Raw genomic sequence first — 16,276 nt, 5'->3', positions numbered from 1 at the left:
AAATTATTATTGAGGTAAAGATGACTATATTAAATGCTTATTTTGGTGAATTTGGTGGGATGTATGTTCCTCAAATTTTAGTAATCCCGCTTAAAAAATTAGAAGAAGAATTTGTTAAAGCATTAAATGATGTTGAATTTAATAAATTGTTATCTAATTTATTAATTAATTATGCCGGTAGACCAACAGCTTTAACTTTATGTAAAAATTTAACACAAGGCACTCAAACTAAAATTTATTTAAAAAGAGAAGATTTACTACATGGAGGAGCACATAAAACTAATCAAGTTATTGGACAAGCATTATTAGCAATAAGAATGAAAAAAAAAACAATTATAGCAGAAACAGGAGCTGGTCAACATGGTGTTGCCACTGCAATGATTTGTTCATTATTAGGTCTTAAATGTCGAATTTATATGGGAGAAAAAGATATTATAAGACAATCACAAAATGTTTTTAGAATGAAATTATTAGGAGCGACAGTTATTTCTGTAAATAATGGATCATGTAGTCTAAAAGATGCCTGTAACGAAGCTTTAAGAGATTGGTCTGAAAATTATGATTCTACATATTATATGTTGGGTACTGCAGCCGGACCTCATCCATATCCTACTATAGTAAGAGAATTTCAAAAAATTATTGGTATCGAAACAAAAAAACAAATTTTAAAACAAGAAGGTATATTACCAAATATAGTTTTAGCTTGCGTTGGAGGAGGATCTAATGCAATTGGTATTTTTAATGAATTTTTAAATGATGAATCTGTAAAGCTAATTGGAGTAGAACCAGGTGGATTAGGATTAAATACTCAAAAACATGGGGCTACTTTATGTAAAGGGAAAACTGGTATATATTTTGGAATGAAATCTAAACTATTACAAAATGATGAAGGTCAAATTAAAGAATCCTGGTCTATATCAGCAGGATTAGATTTTCCATCAGTAGGCCCTCAACATGCATGGTTGCAAAAAACTGGACGAGTATCTTATGTAACCGTGAATGATCATGAAGCATTATCTAGTTTTCAACTACTTTGTAAAAAAGAGGGTATTATACCTGCTTTAGAATCATCTCATGCATTATCATATGCATTAAAAATCATGAATCAAAATCATGATAAAAAACAAATTTTGATTGTGAATTTATCTGGTAGGGGGGATAAGGACATTCTTACAGTAAAAAATATTTTAGACAATAATAAGGAAATATTTTATGACACTTTATAAAAAATTATTCTATAATTTAAATTTACTTAAAGAAAGAGCATTCATACCATTTGTAGTACTTGGAGATCCAACAATTAATCTTTCATTAAAGATAATTGATATATTAATTCAAAATGGTGCAGACGCTTTAGAATTAGGAATGCCATTTTCAGATCCATTAGCGGATGGTCCTATTATACAACGTGCCAATTTTCGTGCTTTAAAAAATGGTATGACAACATCAAAATGTTTTTTAATGTTACAAAAAATCAGAGAAAAATATACTCAAATACCCATTGGATTACTACTATATTCAAATTTAGTATTACAAAATGGTATAAAAAATTTTTACTTAAGATGTCAAGAAATTAAAATTGATTCAATATTATTAGTTGATGTTCCTATTGAAGAACATGAAATGTTTATAATTGAATCAAAAAAAAACAAAATTAGTCCAATTTTTATTTGTCCTCCTAATGCTGATTCTACATTAATTAATAAAATTTGTAATCGTTCCAAAAGTTATATATATTTATTATCTCGTTCTGGTATTACTGGAATGCATAACAAAAATTCTATTTCAATTAATCAATTAATTATGGATTTAAAAAAACAAACATCAATACCATTAATACAAGGATTTGGAATTTATAATGATCAACAAATAAAAAATATAATTTCATCTGGAGTGTCAGGAGTTATTTGCGGATCTGTTTTTATCAAAATTATAGAAAAAAATTATATTGATGAACAAAAATTATTTAATCAATTAAAATTAGTATTAATTAAATTAAAGAATGCTACTAGAAAAATATAATACTATTCATAATGATTATTATTTTCAATTAATTTATCTTAAGATAATTAATAAAATATGATTCATTATATTTTTATAAAAAATATTTTTAATTACTATCATATATTAATTTTAATTTTAAAAATATATAATCAAATTATATATTCATATTTTATAATTTTTATATATAAAATTATTTATACATATTAATTATATTATTGAAATTATAATTATTACATAAGGAATATTTATGTTTATCACGGCAATATCGTTATACCGTGACACTTGTAATTTTTTGATAAAAAACATACAACCTATCTTATTAATAATATTTTTTAGTGCTTTCATCAGTACTATAATTGATCATATTATTACACCAAATATTTGTTCAATATCAAAAATATACATGAATTATGACACCGATAATTTATTTGAAATAATTAAAAATATGACCATAGCACAAAAAAAAATATTATTTAAAATATCAATTTTTAGAAATATTGCTTATTTAATAGGTAATACATTTCTTTTTGGTTCTTTGATTCTATTTATTCAAATAACATCTCAACAAAAAAAAATAAAAATCAAACAATCGATCAAACAACTAACACCATTATTTCCATCCTTATTCTCACTATTATTAATATTATCTATTATTATTCAAATAGGATTTGTGTGTTTTATATTGCCTGGAATTATTGGATCTATTATATTAGCATTATCTCCTATTGTTTTAATTATTGAAAAACAAAAAATTATTAATTCAATATTTATTAGTATTAATTTAATAAAAGACAAAATATACACTATATCACCAGCAATAATAATATGGATGGTAAGTAAAATTCTTATATCCATGATGATTATTGTTTTATTTAGTAATTTTCCTACTAGTTTATCATTTTTATTACATAACATTTTTAATAATTTTATATCTAGTATTCTTATTATTTATTTATATCGTTTTTATATGTTAACTCATAATTAAATAATATTTCTAATTTTAGGATATCAAAAAAATGAAAATATTATTAAATATTTTTTCTATGTTAGTATTTTTTATTATTTATCATATATTTAATATTTTTATAGCTACAATGTTATTAATGATTAGTTCAGGAATATTTTTTTTTACAAATTATATTTTTTATAAAAAAATCGATTATATAAATTTAATTAGTTTTTTATCAATTTTTTTATTTGGTTTTTTAACTATTTTTTTTCATAATTCTTTATTTATAAAATGGAAAGTTACAATTGTATATTTTGCATTATCATTAATACTATTAATACATCAATTTAAAAAAAAAAAACATTATTACAAATTATTTTAAATCAAGAAATACATTTATCTGATGTAGAATGGGAAAAATTAAATATATCATGGTCAATATTTTTTCTTATTTGTAGCATTTTAAATTTATATATAGCATATTATTGTTCAGAAATTTGTTGGATATATTTTAAGACATTAGGATTATCAGTAATTACAATGTTGTTTATTTTAATAAATATAATATATATATATTATAAAAATAATAAATAAAATTTTTTTATATTACAAAATATTTTATTATCATTTTAATGAGATCATAATTATGAAAAATAAACAACAAATGCCTCAAGGTGAAATGGTATTAAGAACACTAGCAATGCCTAAAGATACTAATGCTCATGGGGATATCTTTGGAGGTTGGATTATGTCCCAAATGGATATGGGGGGAGCTATTTTAGCGAAAGAAATAGCGAAAGGAAGAGTAGTAACAGTTAGTGTAAATGGTATGGTATTTTTAAAACCAGTAAATGTAGGTGATGTTGTTGGATGTTATGCTAAATGTATTAAAATTGGAAATAGTTCAATTACTATTCATGTTGAAGTTTGGATTAAAAAAATTACTTCTGTACCTATAGGTTATTTTTATCGTGCTACAGAAGCTGTTTTTATTTATGTAGCCATTGATGAAAATGGAGAACCAAAATTATTATCTAAAAAATAATATTTTTGTATTATACAAGATAATTTAATTGATTAAAATTAAATAAATTTTTTATAAATAATAAAAACTACCTTAAATATAACAAAAAATTAATAACTGATATTTAGTTATTAATGAATATTAATTCATATATTTTTAGTAAAAATATAATTAATTATTATTGTACTAGTATATTCAATATTCTATATATAAGAAAATTAATATCTAAAAATACTAATATTTTTTAAAAAATTACCTTATTATTAATTATTTGTTTAAAATAATTATAAAATATATAATTTTATTATTTTATTTAGATAATTTTCTATAATTTTTTTTATGTATTATTTTTTTAAATATATCAAAAAAAATAAATCTGATGTTTATACATAAAATATTATCTTGTTAATTTTTATTTTATTTATTTTAAAAACAATACAGATTGATTAATGTATATCAATTATATAATTTATATTAATAATTTTTTTATAGTTAATATTTTAATAAAAAAACAATAGGAAATATATTGAATGAAGAATTGTTATATTTTTTTTTCTTGGATAATTTTTTTAGGATATTGGTTATTAATTACTAGTATTACAATTAAAATTCTTATTAAAAATAAAACAAGACATTCAGCTATAACATGGTTATTAATTATTTATGTAATTCCATTATTGGGTATTTTTATGTGGTTTTGTTTTGATGAACCATATATAAGAAAAACAAAAATAAAATTAATTAACAAAATCTGGAATCAAAATAATCAATGGATTAAAAAAATTAAATCATATAAAAATATTTTAAAAAACAAAAATAGTAAGGTTGCTGGACCATTATTTCAATTATGCAAAAATCGCCAAGGATTATCTGGTATTACAAATAATCAATTACAATTATTAACAAACTCTAAAGATATTATAAAAATTTTAATTAAAGATATTTATTTAGCAAAAAAAAATATTGAAATGGTATTTTATATTTGGACACCTGGCGGATTAGCAGATGAAGTGGCGAAAGCATTAATATCATCTGCTAAAAGAGGTATTTTTTGTAGATTAATGTTAGACTCTGCAGGTAGTATAGAATTTTTTAGAAGCAAATGGGTTCACATTATGCGTCATGCTGGTATACATATTGTAGAAGCTTTAAAAATTAATTTTTTTAGAACATTTTTTGAAAGAGTTGATTTAAGACAACACCGAAAAATAATACTTATTGATAATTATATTACATATATAGGTAGTATGAATTTAGTTGATCCAACAGTACTGAAAAAAAAAAATAGACTAGGTCAATGGATTGATTTAATGACTAGAATAAAAGGTCCAATAGCTACTACTATAGGAATAGTATATTCTTGTGATTGGGAATTAGAAACAGGGAAAAAAATCTTACCTGAAATACCAGAAGATAATCATAAATTTAACAATAATAATAAAGATATAGCAATTCAAATTATAGCATCTGGTCCAGGGTTTCCTGAACATATGATTCATCAATCATTTTTAATTGCTATATATTCTGCTCAAAAACAATTAATTATTACTACACCTTATTTAGTACCTAGTGATGATCTATTAAATGCCATTTGCACTGCTTCTCAAAGAGGAGTAGAGGTGATTATAATAATTCCAAAATATAATGATTCTATATTAGTACAATGGGCCAGTCGATCTTTTTTTAGTGAATTACTTGAATCTGGAGTAAAAATATATCAATTTGAAAAAGGATTATTACACAGTAAAAGTATATTAGTTGATAAACAACTTAGTTTAATTGGTACGGCAAATTTAGATATGAGAAGTTTATGGTTAAATTTCGAAATTACTTTAGTAATTGATGATAGTATTTTTGGAAACAATTTAGCATCTGTACAATATGAATATATTAATCATTCAAAATTATTAGATGCAAAACAATGGTTAATGCGTTCTTACTGGAAAAGAATTGTAGAAAAAATTTTTTATTTTTTAAGTCCTTTATTATAATAATACAAAATGATATTGAATTTATGATGTAGTTTTTATAGTATCCAAAAATAAATAAAATGAAAATTAATTATCTTGATAAATTTTTATTTAAAAAATTAATTAAATTAATTATTTTTATTATTGATTTAATCAACATTGAATACAAATTTGTTTTATAAATATTAATTTAAAATTTATTATAAAAATAATTATTCATCAGTAAAATTTAAATTTGAAATTTTTCATGTTCATTTTTAATTCATTATTATTATATTATTAAATATTATTTTTTTAAATTGTACTATAATTTAAAAAATTAATTAATGATTGTAGTGATTTAGATTAATATCATTAATAAATAATTAAAAATATTATAATAAAATTATATTTAGACAATATTATAATGATTAATTTCTTAATAATTTTTTTATAATATTCCAATTCTAAAAACATCTGATAAAAACTTTTATGTTAAAAAAATTTAGAATATTTTTTTTAAAAAAAAATTAACAATAATCAAAACAAGAAAAAAATATTAAAAAAATGTTATTTTAAAATCAAAAATCCAATATTTCTAATGAATATAAATATATTCATCATAATTTTAAAAATAACACTTTTTAAGATCGAAAAAAATATTAGGAATATAATATATGTCATAATTAAAACATTAAAAATATTTATCACAGATTAGTATTATATTTTTTTAATATATCTAAATGTATTTTTTGATATCATTTTACTGAAATAAATATATATCTATATATAAAAATATATCTTAATCCAATTATAAATAAAATTAAAAAAATTCTTATTTTATATATAGTCATCTATTAAAAATATATATAAAAAGAATTTAGATAAGTAAAAATTTTAAAACCAAATATATTTATCAAGATAACTATATATAAAAATATACATCATTTTTATTAAAATACTTATATATTAAAAAAATATTATATTTTTTTAAATATATTTTAAAATTTTCAAATATAAACAATAATAAAAAATAATGATAGTTGTATTTTTAAAAATTATTTTTTCATTTTATAAATTATAACCAAAAAAATTTTATTTTAATATTAATATAAAACTGTTTCTTATATATATATTAATTGAAAATATCAATATAATTATTGAAATAATAATTTTAAAAATATAATTTAATTAAACAATATTTATTGTTAAAAACCATAAAAAAAATATTGATCAAATTAATATATATTGTTGTATAATATCATAAAATAATGATACATAAATTATATTTTATATCATCATGAGTAATATTTTATTAAGTTATTGATTTTAACTACATAAATATTTCATGATTTTATTATTTTATTATTGAATATTTTTTTTTAAACAATGTCCCATTTTTTTTTCTTTTGTGTCGAGATAAATAGAATTATTAATATTTCTGCCTACAATTAAAGAAACTCTTTTAATTACATTAATTCCTAATTTTTTCATAGCAATAACTTTTAAAGGATTATTAGTTAATAAAAATATATCTTTTATATTTAAATTGTTTAAAATATCTGCACATACTGAAAAATTTCTTTCATCTGCTAAAAAACCTAATTTATGATTAGCTTCTACAGTATCTAATCCAGTATCTTGTAAAGAATATGCTTTTATTTTATTTAATAATCCAATATTTCTTCCCTCTTGTCGATGATATATAATAATTCCTTTACCTAAAGAAGCAATCATTTTCATAGATTTTTTTAATTGAAAACCACAATCACAACGTAAACTGAATAACGCATCACCTGTTAAACATTCAGAATGTACTCTAACTAATATAGGATTTGTATTATTTAAAATTTTTCCATATATTAAAGCAACATGATTTTTTTCAATTTTCGTATTTTCTTTAAAACCTATTAAAATAAATTTTCCCCATGGAGTTGGTAATATAGCTTCTTCTTTTATTTTTTCGAGAGACATACATACCCCATTTTTAATCTTAAATATATTTCATAATGTATGACATATATAAAATATGTGCAAAAATATTAAATTGATTTAAATGCATATTTAATCAAATCATTAAAAAATAAATTTTATTTTTCTTTATATATTTCATATATGTTGAATTTGATATAAAACAATAATAATTTTAAATCTTAATAAAAATTATTTTTATAATATAGAATTTAAATGATCTAATATAGATATTGGATTTTTAGACAAAGTCACTGGTCTACCTATAACTATATAATCAATAAAAAATTTTTTAGCTAATTCTGGTGTAATAATTTGATTTTGATCATTATTTGATGAACCAGATAAACGAATACCAGGAGAAATAACTTTTAAACTATTTCCAAATTGTTGTTTAATGTTTTTAGCTTCTAAACCTGAACACACTATACCATCTAAACAACATTTTTTTGCTAAATTAGCTAATAAAAAAATTTGTTTATGTAATGAATGAAAAATACCAATAGTTTTTAAATCATGATTGTTTAAACTTGTTAATACTGTAATACCTACTAACATTGGAGCATTATGAGTAAAACTTTTTAATGCTAATTTAGCTGAATTAAGCATATTTATTCCACCTGAAATATGTACACTAATCATCCATATACCTAAATCTGCTGCCGCTTGAACGGATGAAAAAACAGTGTTTGGAATATCATGAAACTTTAAATCAAGAAAAATTTTAAATTTTAATTTATGTAAATCATGTATTAATTTTAATCCAAAACGAGTAAACATTGCTTTACCTATTTTTAAATAAAATAAAGATGGATCTAAAATATTTACTAATTTCATTGTTTCATTCTTACTAGAATAATCTAAAGCTACTATAATTTTTGTTTTTTTTACTGAATCAAATTGTAACAAAATTAACCTCTTATTACATATAAATACATATAAAAAAATAATATTATAAAAATATTATTTAATCATTTAAAATAATTTATTTTTAAGACTATTTATCGTTATTAAATATCTTAGTTTGTTCATAAGCATGATACGATGACCTAACTAAAGGTCCGCAAAATACATTAGTAAATCCAATAGATAATGCTTCTTTTTTAATTTCATCAAATTCCGAAACAGAAACATAACGAATGACTGGTAAATGTAATCTACTAGGACGTAAATACTGACCAATAGTTAACATATCTACACCATTAGAATATAAATCTTTCATTACTTGAATAATTTCTGCATTACTTTCTCCTAAACCTAACATTAATCCAGATTTAGTTTTGATATTTGGATATAATTTTTTAAATTCAAATAATAATTTTAAAGAAGATTTGTAATTTGCACCTGGCCTTACTTGTTTATATAATCTTGGAACATTTTCTAAATTATGGTTAAAAATATCTGGTAATGATTGTCCAATATTTTTTAAAGCTATATTTTGACAATTCCTAAAATCTGGTACTAAAATTTCAATTTTAATATCATTAATTTGACGGATTTGTAAAATACAATCAGAAAAATGACCAGATCCTCCATCGTGTAAATCATCTCTTGCTACAGATGTTAACACTACATAATTAACTTTTATTTGCTTAATAACATGAGCTAAATTTATTGCTTCATTTGGATCAATTAACATCGGTCTACCTGATTTCACTGCACAAAATGGACAACGCCTAGTACAAATAGATCCTAAAATCATAAATGTAACAGTGCCTTTATTAAAACATTCAAAAAAATTTGGACATTGTGCTTCTTCACATACAGAATTTAATTTATTTTTTTTTAAAATATCTTGCATTTTTTTAATTTTTTTAGTTTTAACTGGTAATTTTACTTTTATCCAATTAGGTTTTTGCAAAATATCATTTTTTATAGAAATATTTTCAATATCAATATATTTAGATAAATCATTTTTTTTATTAATCGAATTTAATACAATATTATATTTTTTTTTTATCAATTTCTTATTTCCGTTTAAATAACAATTTTTGTACAATATAATACACTAAAAATAATAATAATAAAAAATATTTAAAAAATAATAAATAAATGCATTAAAAAAAATTTTGTTTTAATAAAACAGTTTTAACTTGATGCATCGTAATATTAGAAACATAATCTGCCATCATAGTCATTTTTATATTTTGATTTCCACAAGGATATATATAATTAAATGGCAACAAATCTAAATTTACATTCAGTGCTAAACCATGTAAAGAATATCCATTTTTTATTCTTAATCCAATAGAACAAATTTTTTTATTATCTACATATACACCAGGATAATTATTTATTGTATAACCTATAATTGAAAAATATTTTAATGTATTAATAATTAATTTTTCTAATAAAGTAATCAAACAACGAGGATATATATTACGACGTTTAATATTAATTAAAAAATATACTATCTGTTGTCCTGGAGCATGATATGTAATTCTTCCACCTCTATCACTATACTCCAGAGGTATATTATTTAAATTAATTATATTATCATGGTTTTTTACTTGACCATGAGTAAAAATAGAATAATGTTCTAAAAACCAAATTTCATCTATAGATTGAGAACTACTATTTTTTATAAATTCATGCATAGCAAGAAAAGTTGTTTTCCAATGAGTCAACCCTAAATCTTTAATAATAATTTTTTTATACATATATTGATAAAAAATAATTTTTTAATATATTTAAAAATAATGTTTAGATTATAGTAAATAAATATATTATTTAAAATAATATTATTAATTAATTATAATCATCAAAGGTGTATAAATTATGATTCATGTAAAAAATACTCTATATTAATATAGTATTATTATTACATTAAAAAATGAAATGTAGATTTTATACCGATAGTTATAAATTCTATACCTAAAGACATAAGCAATAAACCCATAATTCTAGTTAAAACATTTATTCCTGTTTTTCCTAATAAATGTACTACAGCAGGACCAGTTCTAAATAATAACCAACAAAAAAAAGAAAAAAATATAATTAACAAACAACAACAAAAAAGATTATTCCATTGAGAATAATAATTACTCCAAACAATAGTCGAACTAATAGCACCAGGTCCCGCTATTAAAGGAGTAGCTAACGGTACAATAGAAATATCTTTATATACAGTTTTATCATCATTTAATTTTTGTTTTTGTTCCATTTCTTTAATTAATTTTCCATTAATCATAGACATCGCTATCATAATAATTAATATTCCACCAGCTATTCTAAAAGAATTAATAGAAATTCCAAAAATATTTAATATATAATCACCAACAAATAATGTAATTATTAAAATGATTGCTGAAGAAAAATTTGCTTTGAAATTAGTTTTATTTCTTTCTGATGTAGTTTGATTAATCGTCATACTCATAAAAATTGGAATCATTCCAACAGGATTAACTAATGCAAATAAATTAATGAAAAATTTTATATAAGCAGAAAAATCTAGGAAAAAAAATTGCACACTATGCTCCTAATTTATATTAAAGGCATTCTATAAAATTGAATATTAAATTAATAAAAGATTGATATAATCAAAATCAATATTAGTAATTATTATAATATTTTTATAACAAATATTTTTATTGATGATTTTTAGTAAAATTGAATAATATTTACTATTTTATTTTAAAAAATATTAAAATTAATATAATATTTAAATTTAATTATTTAATTCTAATGTAGAACATGATTTTGGTTTTGCTATAATATTTCTTGTAGATTTTTTAATATCTATTAAATTTACTTGTATGATATCAGTTAATTTATAAGCTATATCATTTTTAATGTATACTAGACCGTTTTCTTTATCAAGAAATAGTTCTTCTTTAAGAAAATGTAAAAAAGTAGCTGGTATAAAAACATTTGCTCCATTTTCTAATAATCTGGCCCGGATTCCACTTTTATAAATATCTATAATTTCTGCATCATATTGATTTATTTTTTTATTTTTTTGATTAAAATATAAAATATATAACCAATCTTCAACACTTCTTTTTACTATACGATATTTACGTTTTTTATCATTAATATTTATTAAGACATCATGATGAATTTTAATACTTGGTTGTTTTAGAATAATAGATTTTAACAAACGATGATTAATAATATCACTATATTTTCTAATTGGTGATGTCCAAGTAGCATATTTTTCAAAACCTAAGGAATAATGACAATCAGGATAAATATTAATTTCTCCAAATGATTGAAATTTACGTATTCTAGCATCTAAATAACTATTAGATAAAATATTTAATTCTCTATGCATTTTACAAAAACCATCTAAAGTCATAATATCTTTTACAGTAAAATTAATTTTAAATTTAGATAATAGAGCAACAGCATGTTCAGCATTGATAATATCTGCAAAACCTTTATGAATATTATATATACCATATCCTAAATGTTTAGATAAAAATTTAGCAGCACATACATTAGCAGCAATCATTGCTTCTTCAATCATGCGATGTGCAATACGTCTAGGTTCAATAATTATATTTGATATTAAATTATCTTTTGAAAAATAAAACTTATATTCAGGTCGATCTCTAAAGATTAAAGCATTATTTTTTCTCCAAAAAAATCTTATTTGATATAATTTATGCAATAATATAATTTGATTTCTGATAGATTTTAATTCTGGTTCCCAACCTATCTTTTTATCTAACCAATTTGATACATTGTCATAAACTAATTTTGATTTTGATTGAATCCATCCCATAAAAAATACAATACTATCATCTAAAATTCTTCCATCTAATAAAACATTAAAACGACACACTACCACGGGACGACGAACATTAGGTAATAATGAACAGATATCTTCAGATAATTCATTTGGTAACATAGGAATAGTAAATCCAGGAAGATAATTAGTAAAACCTCTTTCTTTAGCAATATTATCTAATCGACTATTCTGTGATATATATGAACTTGGATCAGCAATAGCAACATAGACAGTAAAAAAATAATGATTTTGTTCAATAAATATTGCATCATCAATGTCCTTAGTTTCCAAACTATCAATTGTAATGAAATCTAAATTAGTTAAATCATGTCTCGAAATTGAATCATCAAATATAATTTCTTCATGATTTAACAATATAGGAGATTCTTTTTTTAAATTATTAGCGGACAAAGTGACTAACCAAGGATATAAATGATTTTTTTCTGTTACAATAAAATCAATTAATTCTGCAAAAAAAAATTGATGTCCTTCTAATTTATGTTTAGTTAATTTAGCAATAGCCCAATCACCATGTTTAAAATTATGTGAAAGATCAGATTTATTCGTACATTTTATTAAATTATTGATTAAAGGAAAATCAGGTAAAATAAATAATTGATTAGATGTTTTATGAATTTTACCTACAAATGTTTTTAAAAAAGGATCAATTAACTTTTCTGGTTCAATTATTTCTCTATTTTGTTCAGTTTTTAATATTGCTCTAATTCGATCACCATGCATAACTTTTTTCATATTTTTTGGTGGAATAAAATAACTTTTCTGAAAATCTATTTCTAAAAATCCAAAACCTCTCTCCGAACTTTTTATTATACCTTCTATTCGAGGCATTTTAGAATGTAATTTTTTTTTTAATTTTACAAGTAATGGATTATCTTGAAACATAATAATAATACCTAAAATTAGAATGAAAATGAAAGATATCAATAAAAAATCATATATATTCTCAATTATATAATAATAAAAAATCGAAAAGATATAATTTTAGAGTAATACACTATAGTGAGATAAACAAGTTAAAAAATAAATTTTTATTTTTTATTAATCAAATAAAACTAGATACATTAATTTATTTAATGAATGATAAAATAAATAATCAAATATATTTATATTTTATAATATCAAATAGCTGTAATATTAAAACCGTTATCTACATAAATTATTTGTCCTGTAATTCCAATAGATAAATTGGAACATAAAAAAGATGCTGTATTTCCAATATCATGAATAGAAATATCCCGTTTTATAGGTGAATTTTTTTTATATTTTTTCAATAATTGATGAAAATTTTTAATTACAGATGAAGATACGGTTCTAATTGGACCTGAAGAAATTGCATTAACACGAATATCATATTTTCCTAAAGAACAAGCAACATATCTGACATTAGATTCTAAAGATGCTTTAGCAACACCCATAATATTATAGTAAGGAATTACTCTTACAGCGCCTAAATAAGAAAGAGTAATTAAAGCAGAATTTTTATTTAACATTTTTAAACTTTCTCTAGCCATGGCCACAAAACTGTATGAAGTAATATTATGTGTTATTTCAAAATCTTCTTTTGAAATAACCTGTAAATAATCACCTTTAAATTGTGAACGTGAAGCAAATGCAAGACAATGTACAAAACCATCAAATTTTTTCCAATATTGTGATAATTTTAAAAATAATTTAACAATATTTAAATCATAGTTAACATCGCAAAATAAACATATTTTAGAATTAAATGATTTCGCTAAAAGTTTTACTTTTTTTTTTAAACGTATGTCAGAATATGTAAAAGCTAATTCAGCACCATGTTGAAACATTGATTGTGCAATTCCAAAAGCAATAGAATAATTATTTAATAATCCTGTGATTAAAATTTTTTTCCCAGAAAGAAATTTCATTATTAATAACCTTGAACACATAAAAATTTAAATATGCATCATAATACAATATATTTAAAAATTATTTTTTTACATAATGTTGATTATGTTACTATTATGTGTGATTCATAAAAATTAATGTATTTATTTATATATTTTGATAAAAATATATATTTTAAATATTTTAAAATAATAATTTATTGCTCAATAAAAAATATTAAATAATTTCATCAACAATTCTTGAAGCATATCCTAAATAATTATGAGGTGTTAATAATTGTAACTGTCTCTTTTCTTGATCAGGTATGTTTAATGTATTAATAAAATCTCTAATTAATTTTTGATTAATTTTTTTACCTCTAGTCATTTTTTTAAGAATTTCATATGAATTTTTAATATTATTTTTTCTCATCATAGTTTGTATTGGTTCAGCTAATATTTCCCAATGCATTTCTAGATCTGTAAATAAAACTTTTTTATTAATTTGTAATTTACTTATGCCTGACAAAACAGATTTATATGCAATAACAGAATAAGAAACAGCTACTCCTAAATTTCTTAACACAGTTGAATCACTTAAATCTCGTTGCCATCTAGAGATTAATAATTTATTTGACATATGTTGCATTATAGAATTTGATAATCCTAAATTTCCTTCAGAATTTTCAAAATCTATTGGATTAATTTTATGAGGCATAATTGAAGAACCTACTTCGTTTTCATTAACATTTTGATTGAAATAATTGATTGATATATAACTCCAAATATCTCGATTAAAATCTAATAAAATATTATTAAATCTAATAATACAATCTAGTAATTCTGAAATATAATCATGTGGTTCTATTTGAGTTGTAAATGGATTCCATTTTATACCTAATCCAGTAACAAATTCTTGACTAAATTTATGCCAATTTATATTTGGATAAGCAACATGATGAGCATTATAATTTCCAACAGTACCATTTATTTTCCCTAATATATCTATTTTTTTAAATATTTTTAATTGACGCATCATGCGATATAAAAAATTAGCTATTTCTTTACCCATGGTTGATGGAGTAGCGGCTTGACCATGAGTACGAGATAAAATAGCAATGTTTTTATATTTAAAAACCATTTTTTTTATTTCTTGAATAATATTATCCCATAATGGAATTAATATATTTTTTCTTGTATCTTTTAATATTAATGCATATGCTAAATTATTAATATCATCAGAAGTACATGAAAAATGAATAAATTCTAAATTGATAGAACAATTTAATTGCATTTGAATTTTATTTTTTAAAAAATATTCTATTGATTTAACATCATGTTGATTTTTTTTTTCTAATATTTTTATATATAATGCATCTTCTTCATTAAAATTTTCTTCAATTTCTGTTAATATTTTTATTATTGATTGATTAAAAGATGGTAATTCTTTTAATTCAGCATGCATAGATAATTGTTTTAGCCATAAAATTTCTATTTTTATACGAAATTTCAATAATCCATATTCACTAAATAATTTTTTTAAAATAGATGTCATTTCAAAATAACGACCATCTATTGGTGAAATTGCAGTTATAGAAAAGACATTCATTATATTATACCTAATGTTTAATTAAAGACTAAAATTAATTCTGATGTAATAATTATAAAATTTAAAATTCTTTACGTTGTTTTTAATATATCAATAATTGGAATTCATATTAAAAATTTAAAAACATAAAATCAATAATTATTTTAATCATTTTAAAAAATTACAAATTG

General features: G+C 20.9%; 13 protein-coding genes and 1 pseudogene. 6 read left to right on the top strand and 8 right to left on the bottom strand.

Going from position 1 to position 16,276, the window contains the following annotated elements:
- The first annotated feature begins 20 nt into the window (after positions 1-20).
- The 6 genes and pseudogenes from trpB to cls all read left to right on the top strand — a co-directional run bounded on the left by trpB (position 21) and on the right by cls (position 5,968).
- Complete coding sequence (gene trpB / locus AB4W51_RS01230; protein WP_367676796.1) at positions 21-1,226, top strand: tryptophan synthase subunit beta; 1,206 nt, start codon at positions 21-23, stop codon at positions 1,224-1,226.
- A complete protein-coding gene (trpA, locus tag AB4W51_RS01225; RefSeq protein ID WP_367676795.1) occupies positions 1,213-2,022 on the top strand; it encodes a tryptophan synthase subunit alpha in 810 nt (269 codons plus the stop codon). The genes trpB and trpA overlap by 14 nt, the downstream gene beginning before the upstream one ends.
- 229 nt (positions 2,023-2,251) lie before the next feature.
- Positions 2,252-2,989, top strand: coding sequence for a YciC family protein (locus AB4W51_RS01220; RefSeq protein ID WP_367676794.1), 738 nt, complete (start codon positions 2,252-2,254; stop codon positions 2,987-2,989).
- 31 nt (positions 2,990-3,020) lie between these two features.
- Positions 3,021-3,547: pseudogene (locus tag AB4W51_RS01215) on the top strand (septation protein IspZ).
- Between the two features lie 52 nt (positions 3,548-3,599).
- Complete coding sequence (gene yciA, locus AB4W51_RS01210; protein ID WP_367676793.1) at positions 3,600-3,998, top strand: acyl-CoA thioester hydrolase YciA; 399 nt, start codon at positions 3,600-3,602, stop codon at positions 3,996-3,998.
- A gap of 509 nt (positions 3,999-4,507) precedes the next feature.
- Positions 4,508-5,968 (top strand): cardiolipin synthase, encoded by a 1,461-nt coding sequence (gene cls / locus AB4W51_RS01205; protein WP_367676792.1) that lies wholly within the window; start codon positions 4,508-4,510, stop codon positions 5,966-5,968.
- Positions 5,969-7,291: 1,323 nt separating this feature from the next.
- Here cls and ribA read toward each other — a convergent pair.
- The 8 genes from ribA to purB all read right to left on the bottom strand — a co-directional run bounded on the left by ribA (position 7,292) and on the right by purB (position 16,106).
- The gene (gene ribA / locus AB4W51_RS01200; protein ID WP_367676791.1) at positions 7,292-7,900 is read right to left on the bottom strand and encodes a GTP cyclohydrolase II; all 609 of its coding nucleotides are present in this window, start codon (positions 7,898-7,900) and stop codon (positions 7,292-7,294) included.
- A 195-nt stretch (positions 7,901-8,095) separates the two neighbouring features.
- A complete protein-coding gene (gene pyrF, locus AB4W51_RS01195) occupies positions 8,096-8,806 on the bottom strand; it encodes an orotidine-5'-phosphate decarboxylase (protein WP_367676790.1) in 711 nt (236 codons plus the stop codon).
- Positions 8,807-8,894: 88 nt separating this feature from the next.
- Positions 8,895-9,839, bottom strand: a complete 945-nt coding sequence (lipA, locus tag AB4W51_RS01190; RefSeq protein WP_367676819.1) for a lipoyl synthase — start codon at positions 9,837-9,839, stop codon at positions 8,895-8,897.
- Positions 9,840-9,954: 115 nt separating this feature from the next.
- Positions 9,955-10,557 carry a lipoyl(octanoyl) transferase LipB gene (gene lipB / locus AB4W51_RS01185; protein ID WP_367676789.1) on the bottom strand — a complete coding sequence of 201 codons (603 nt, stop codon included), beginning with the start codon at positions 10,555-10,557 and terminating at the stop codon, positions 9,955-9,957.
- Between the two features lie 161 nt (positions 10,558-10,718).
- Positions 10,719-11,366, bottom strand: coding sequence for a YchE family NAAT transporter (locus AB4W51_RS01180; RefSeq protein ID WP_367676788.1), 648 nt, complete (start codon positions 11,364-11,366; stop codon positions 10,719-10,721).
- Between the two features lie 198 nt (positions 11,367-11,564).
- Positions 11,565-13,532: an exoribonuclease II gene (locus AB4W51_RS01175; RefSeq protein WP_367676787.1), complete on the bottom strand. Its 1,968-nt coding sequence runs from the start codon at positions 13,530-13,532 to the stop codon at positions 11,565-11,567.
- A 236-nt stretch (positions 13,533-13,768) separates the two neighbouring features.
- The gene (locus AB4W51_RS01170; RefSeq protein WP_367676786.1) at positions 13,769-14,539 is read right to left on the bottom strand and encodes an enoyl-ACP reductase; all 771 of its coding nucleotides are present in this window, start codon (positions 14,537-14,539) and stop codon (positions 13,769-13,771) included.
- 196 nt (positions 14,540-14,735) lie between these two features.
- Positions 14,736-16,106: an adenylosuccinate lyase gene (gene purB / locus AB4W51_RS01165; RefSeq protein ID WP_367676785.1), complete on the bottom strand. Its 1,371-nt coding sequence runs from the start codon at positions 16,104-16,106 to the stop codon at positions 14,736-14,738.
- Between the last annotated feature and the right edge of the window lie 170 nt (positions 16,107-16,276).

This window comes from Buchnera aphidicola (Eriosoma grossulariae), from assembly GCF_964059045.1.
Taxonomy (GTDB): domain Bacteria; phylum Pseudomonadota; class Gammaproteobacteria; order Enterobacterales; family Enterobacteriaceae; genus Buchnera_D; species Buchnera_D aphidicola_A.
This window is presented reverse-complemented; position numbering and strand designations above follow the sequence as displayed.

Coding starts and splice junctions, on each gene's coding strand:
- yciA (WP_367676793.1), top strand. CDS start 3,600: ATGAAAAATAAACAACAAATGCCTCAAGGTGAAATGGTATTAAGAACA.
- trpA (WP_367676795.1), top strand. CDS start 1,213: ATGACACTTTATAAAAAATTATTCTATAATTTAAATTTACTTAAAGAA.
- AB4W51_RS01170 (WP_367676786.1), bottom strand. CDS start 14,539: ATGAAATTTCTTTCTGGGAAAAAAATTTTAATCACAGGATTATTAAAT.
- cls (WP_367676792.1), top strand. CDS start 4,508: ATGAAGAATTGTTATATTTTTTTTTCTTGGATAATTTTTTTAGGATAT.
- trpB (WP_367676796.1), top strand. CDS start 21: ATGACTATATTAAATGCTTATTTTGGTGAATTTGGTGGGATGTATGTT.
- lipB (WP_367676789.1), bottom strand. CDS start 10,557: ATGTATAAAAAAATTATTATTAAAGATTTAGGGTTGACTCATTGGAAA.
- ribA (WP_367676791.1), bottom strand. CDS start 7,900: ATGTCTCTCGAAAAAATAAAAGAAGAAGCTATATTACCAACTCCATGG.
- AB4W51_RS01220 (WP_367676794.1), top strand. CDS start 2,252: ATGTTTATCACGGCAATATCGTTATACCGTGACACTTGTAATTTTTTG.
- AB4W51_RS01175 (WP_367676787.1), bottom strand. CDS start 13,532: ATGTTTCAAGATAATCCATTACTTGTAAAATTAAAAAAAAAATTACAT.
- purB (WP_367676785.1), bottom strand. CDS start 16,106: ATGAATGTCTTTTCTATAACTGCAATTTCACCAATAGATGGTCGTTAT.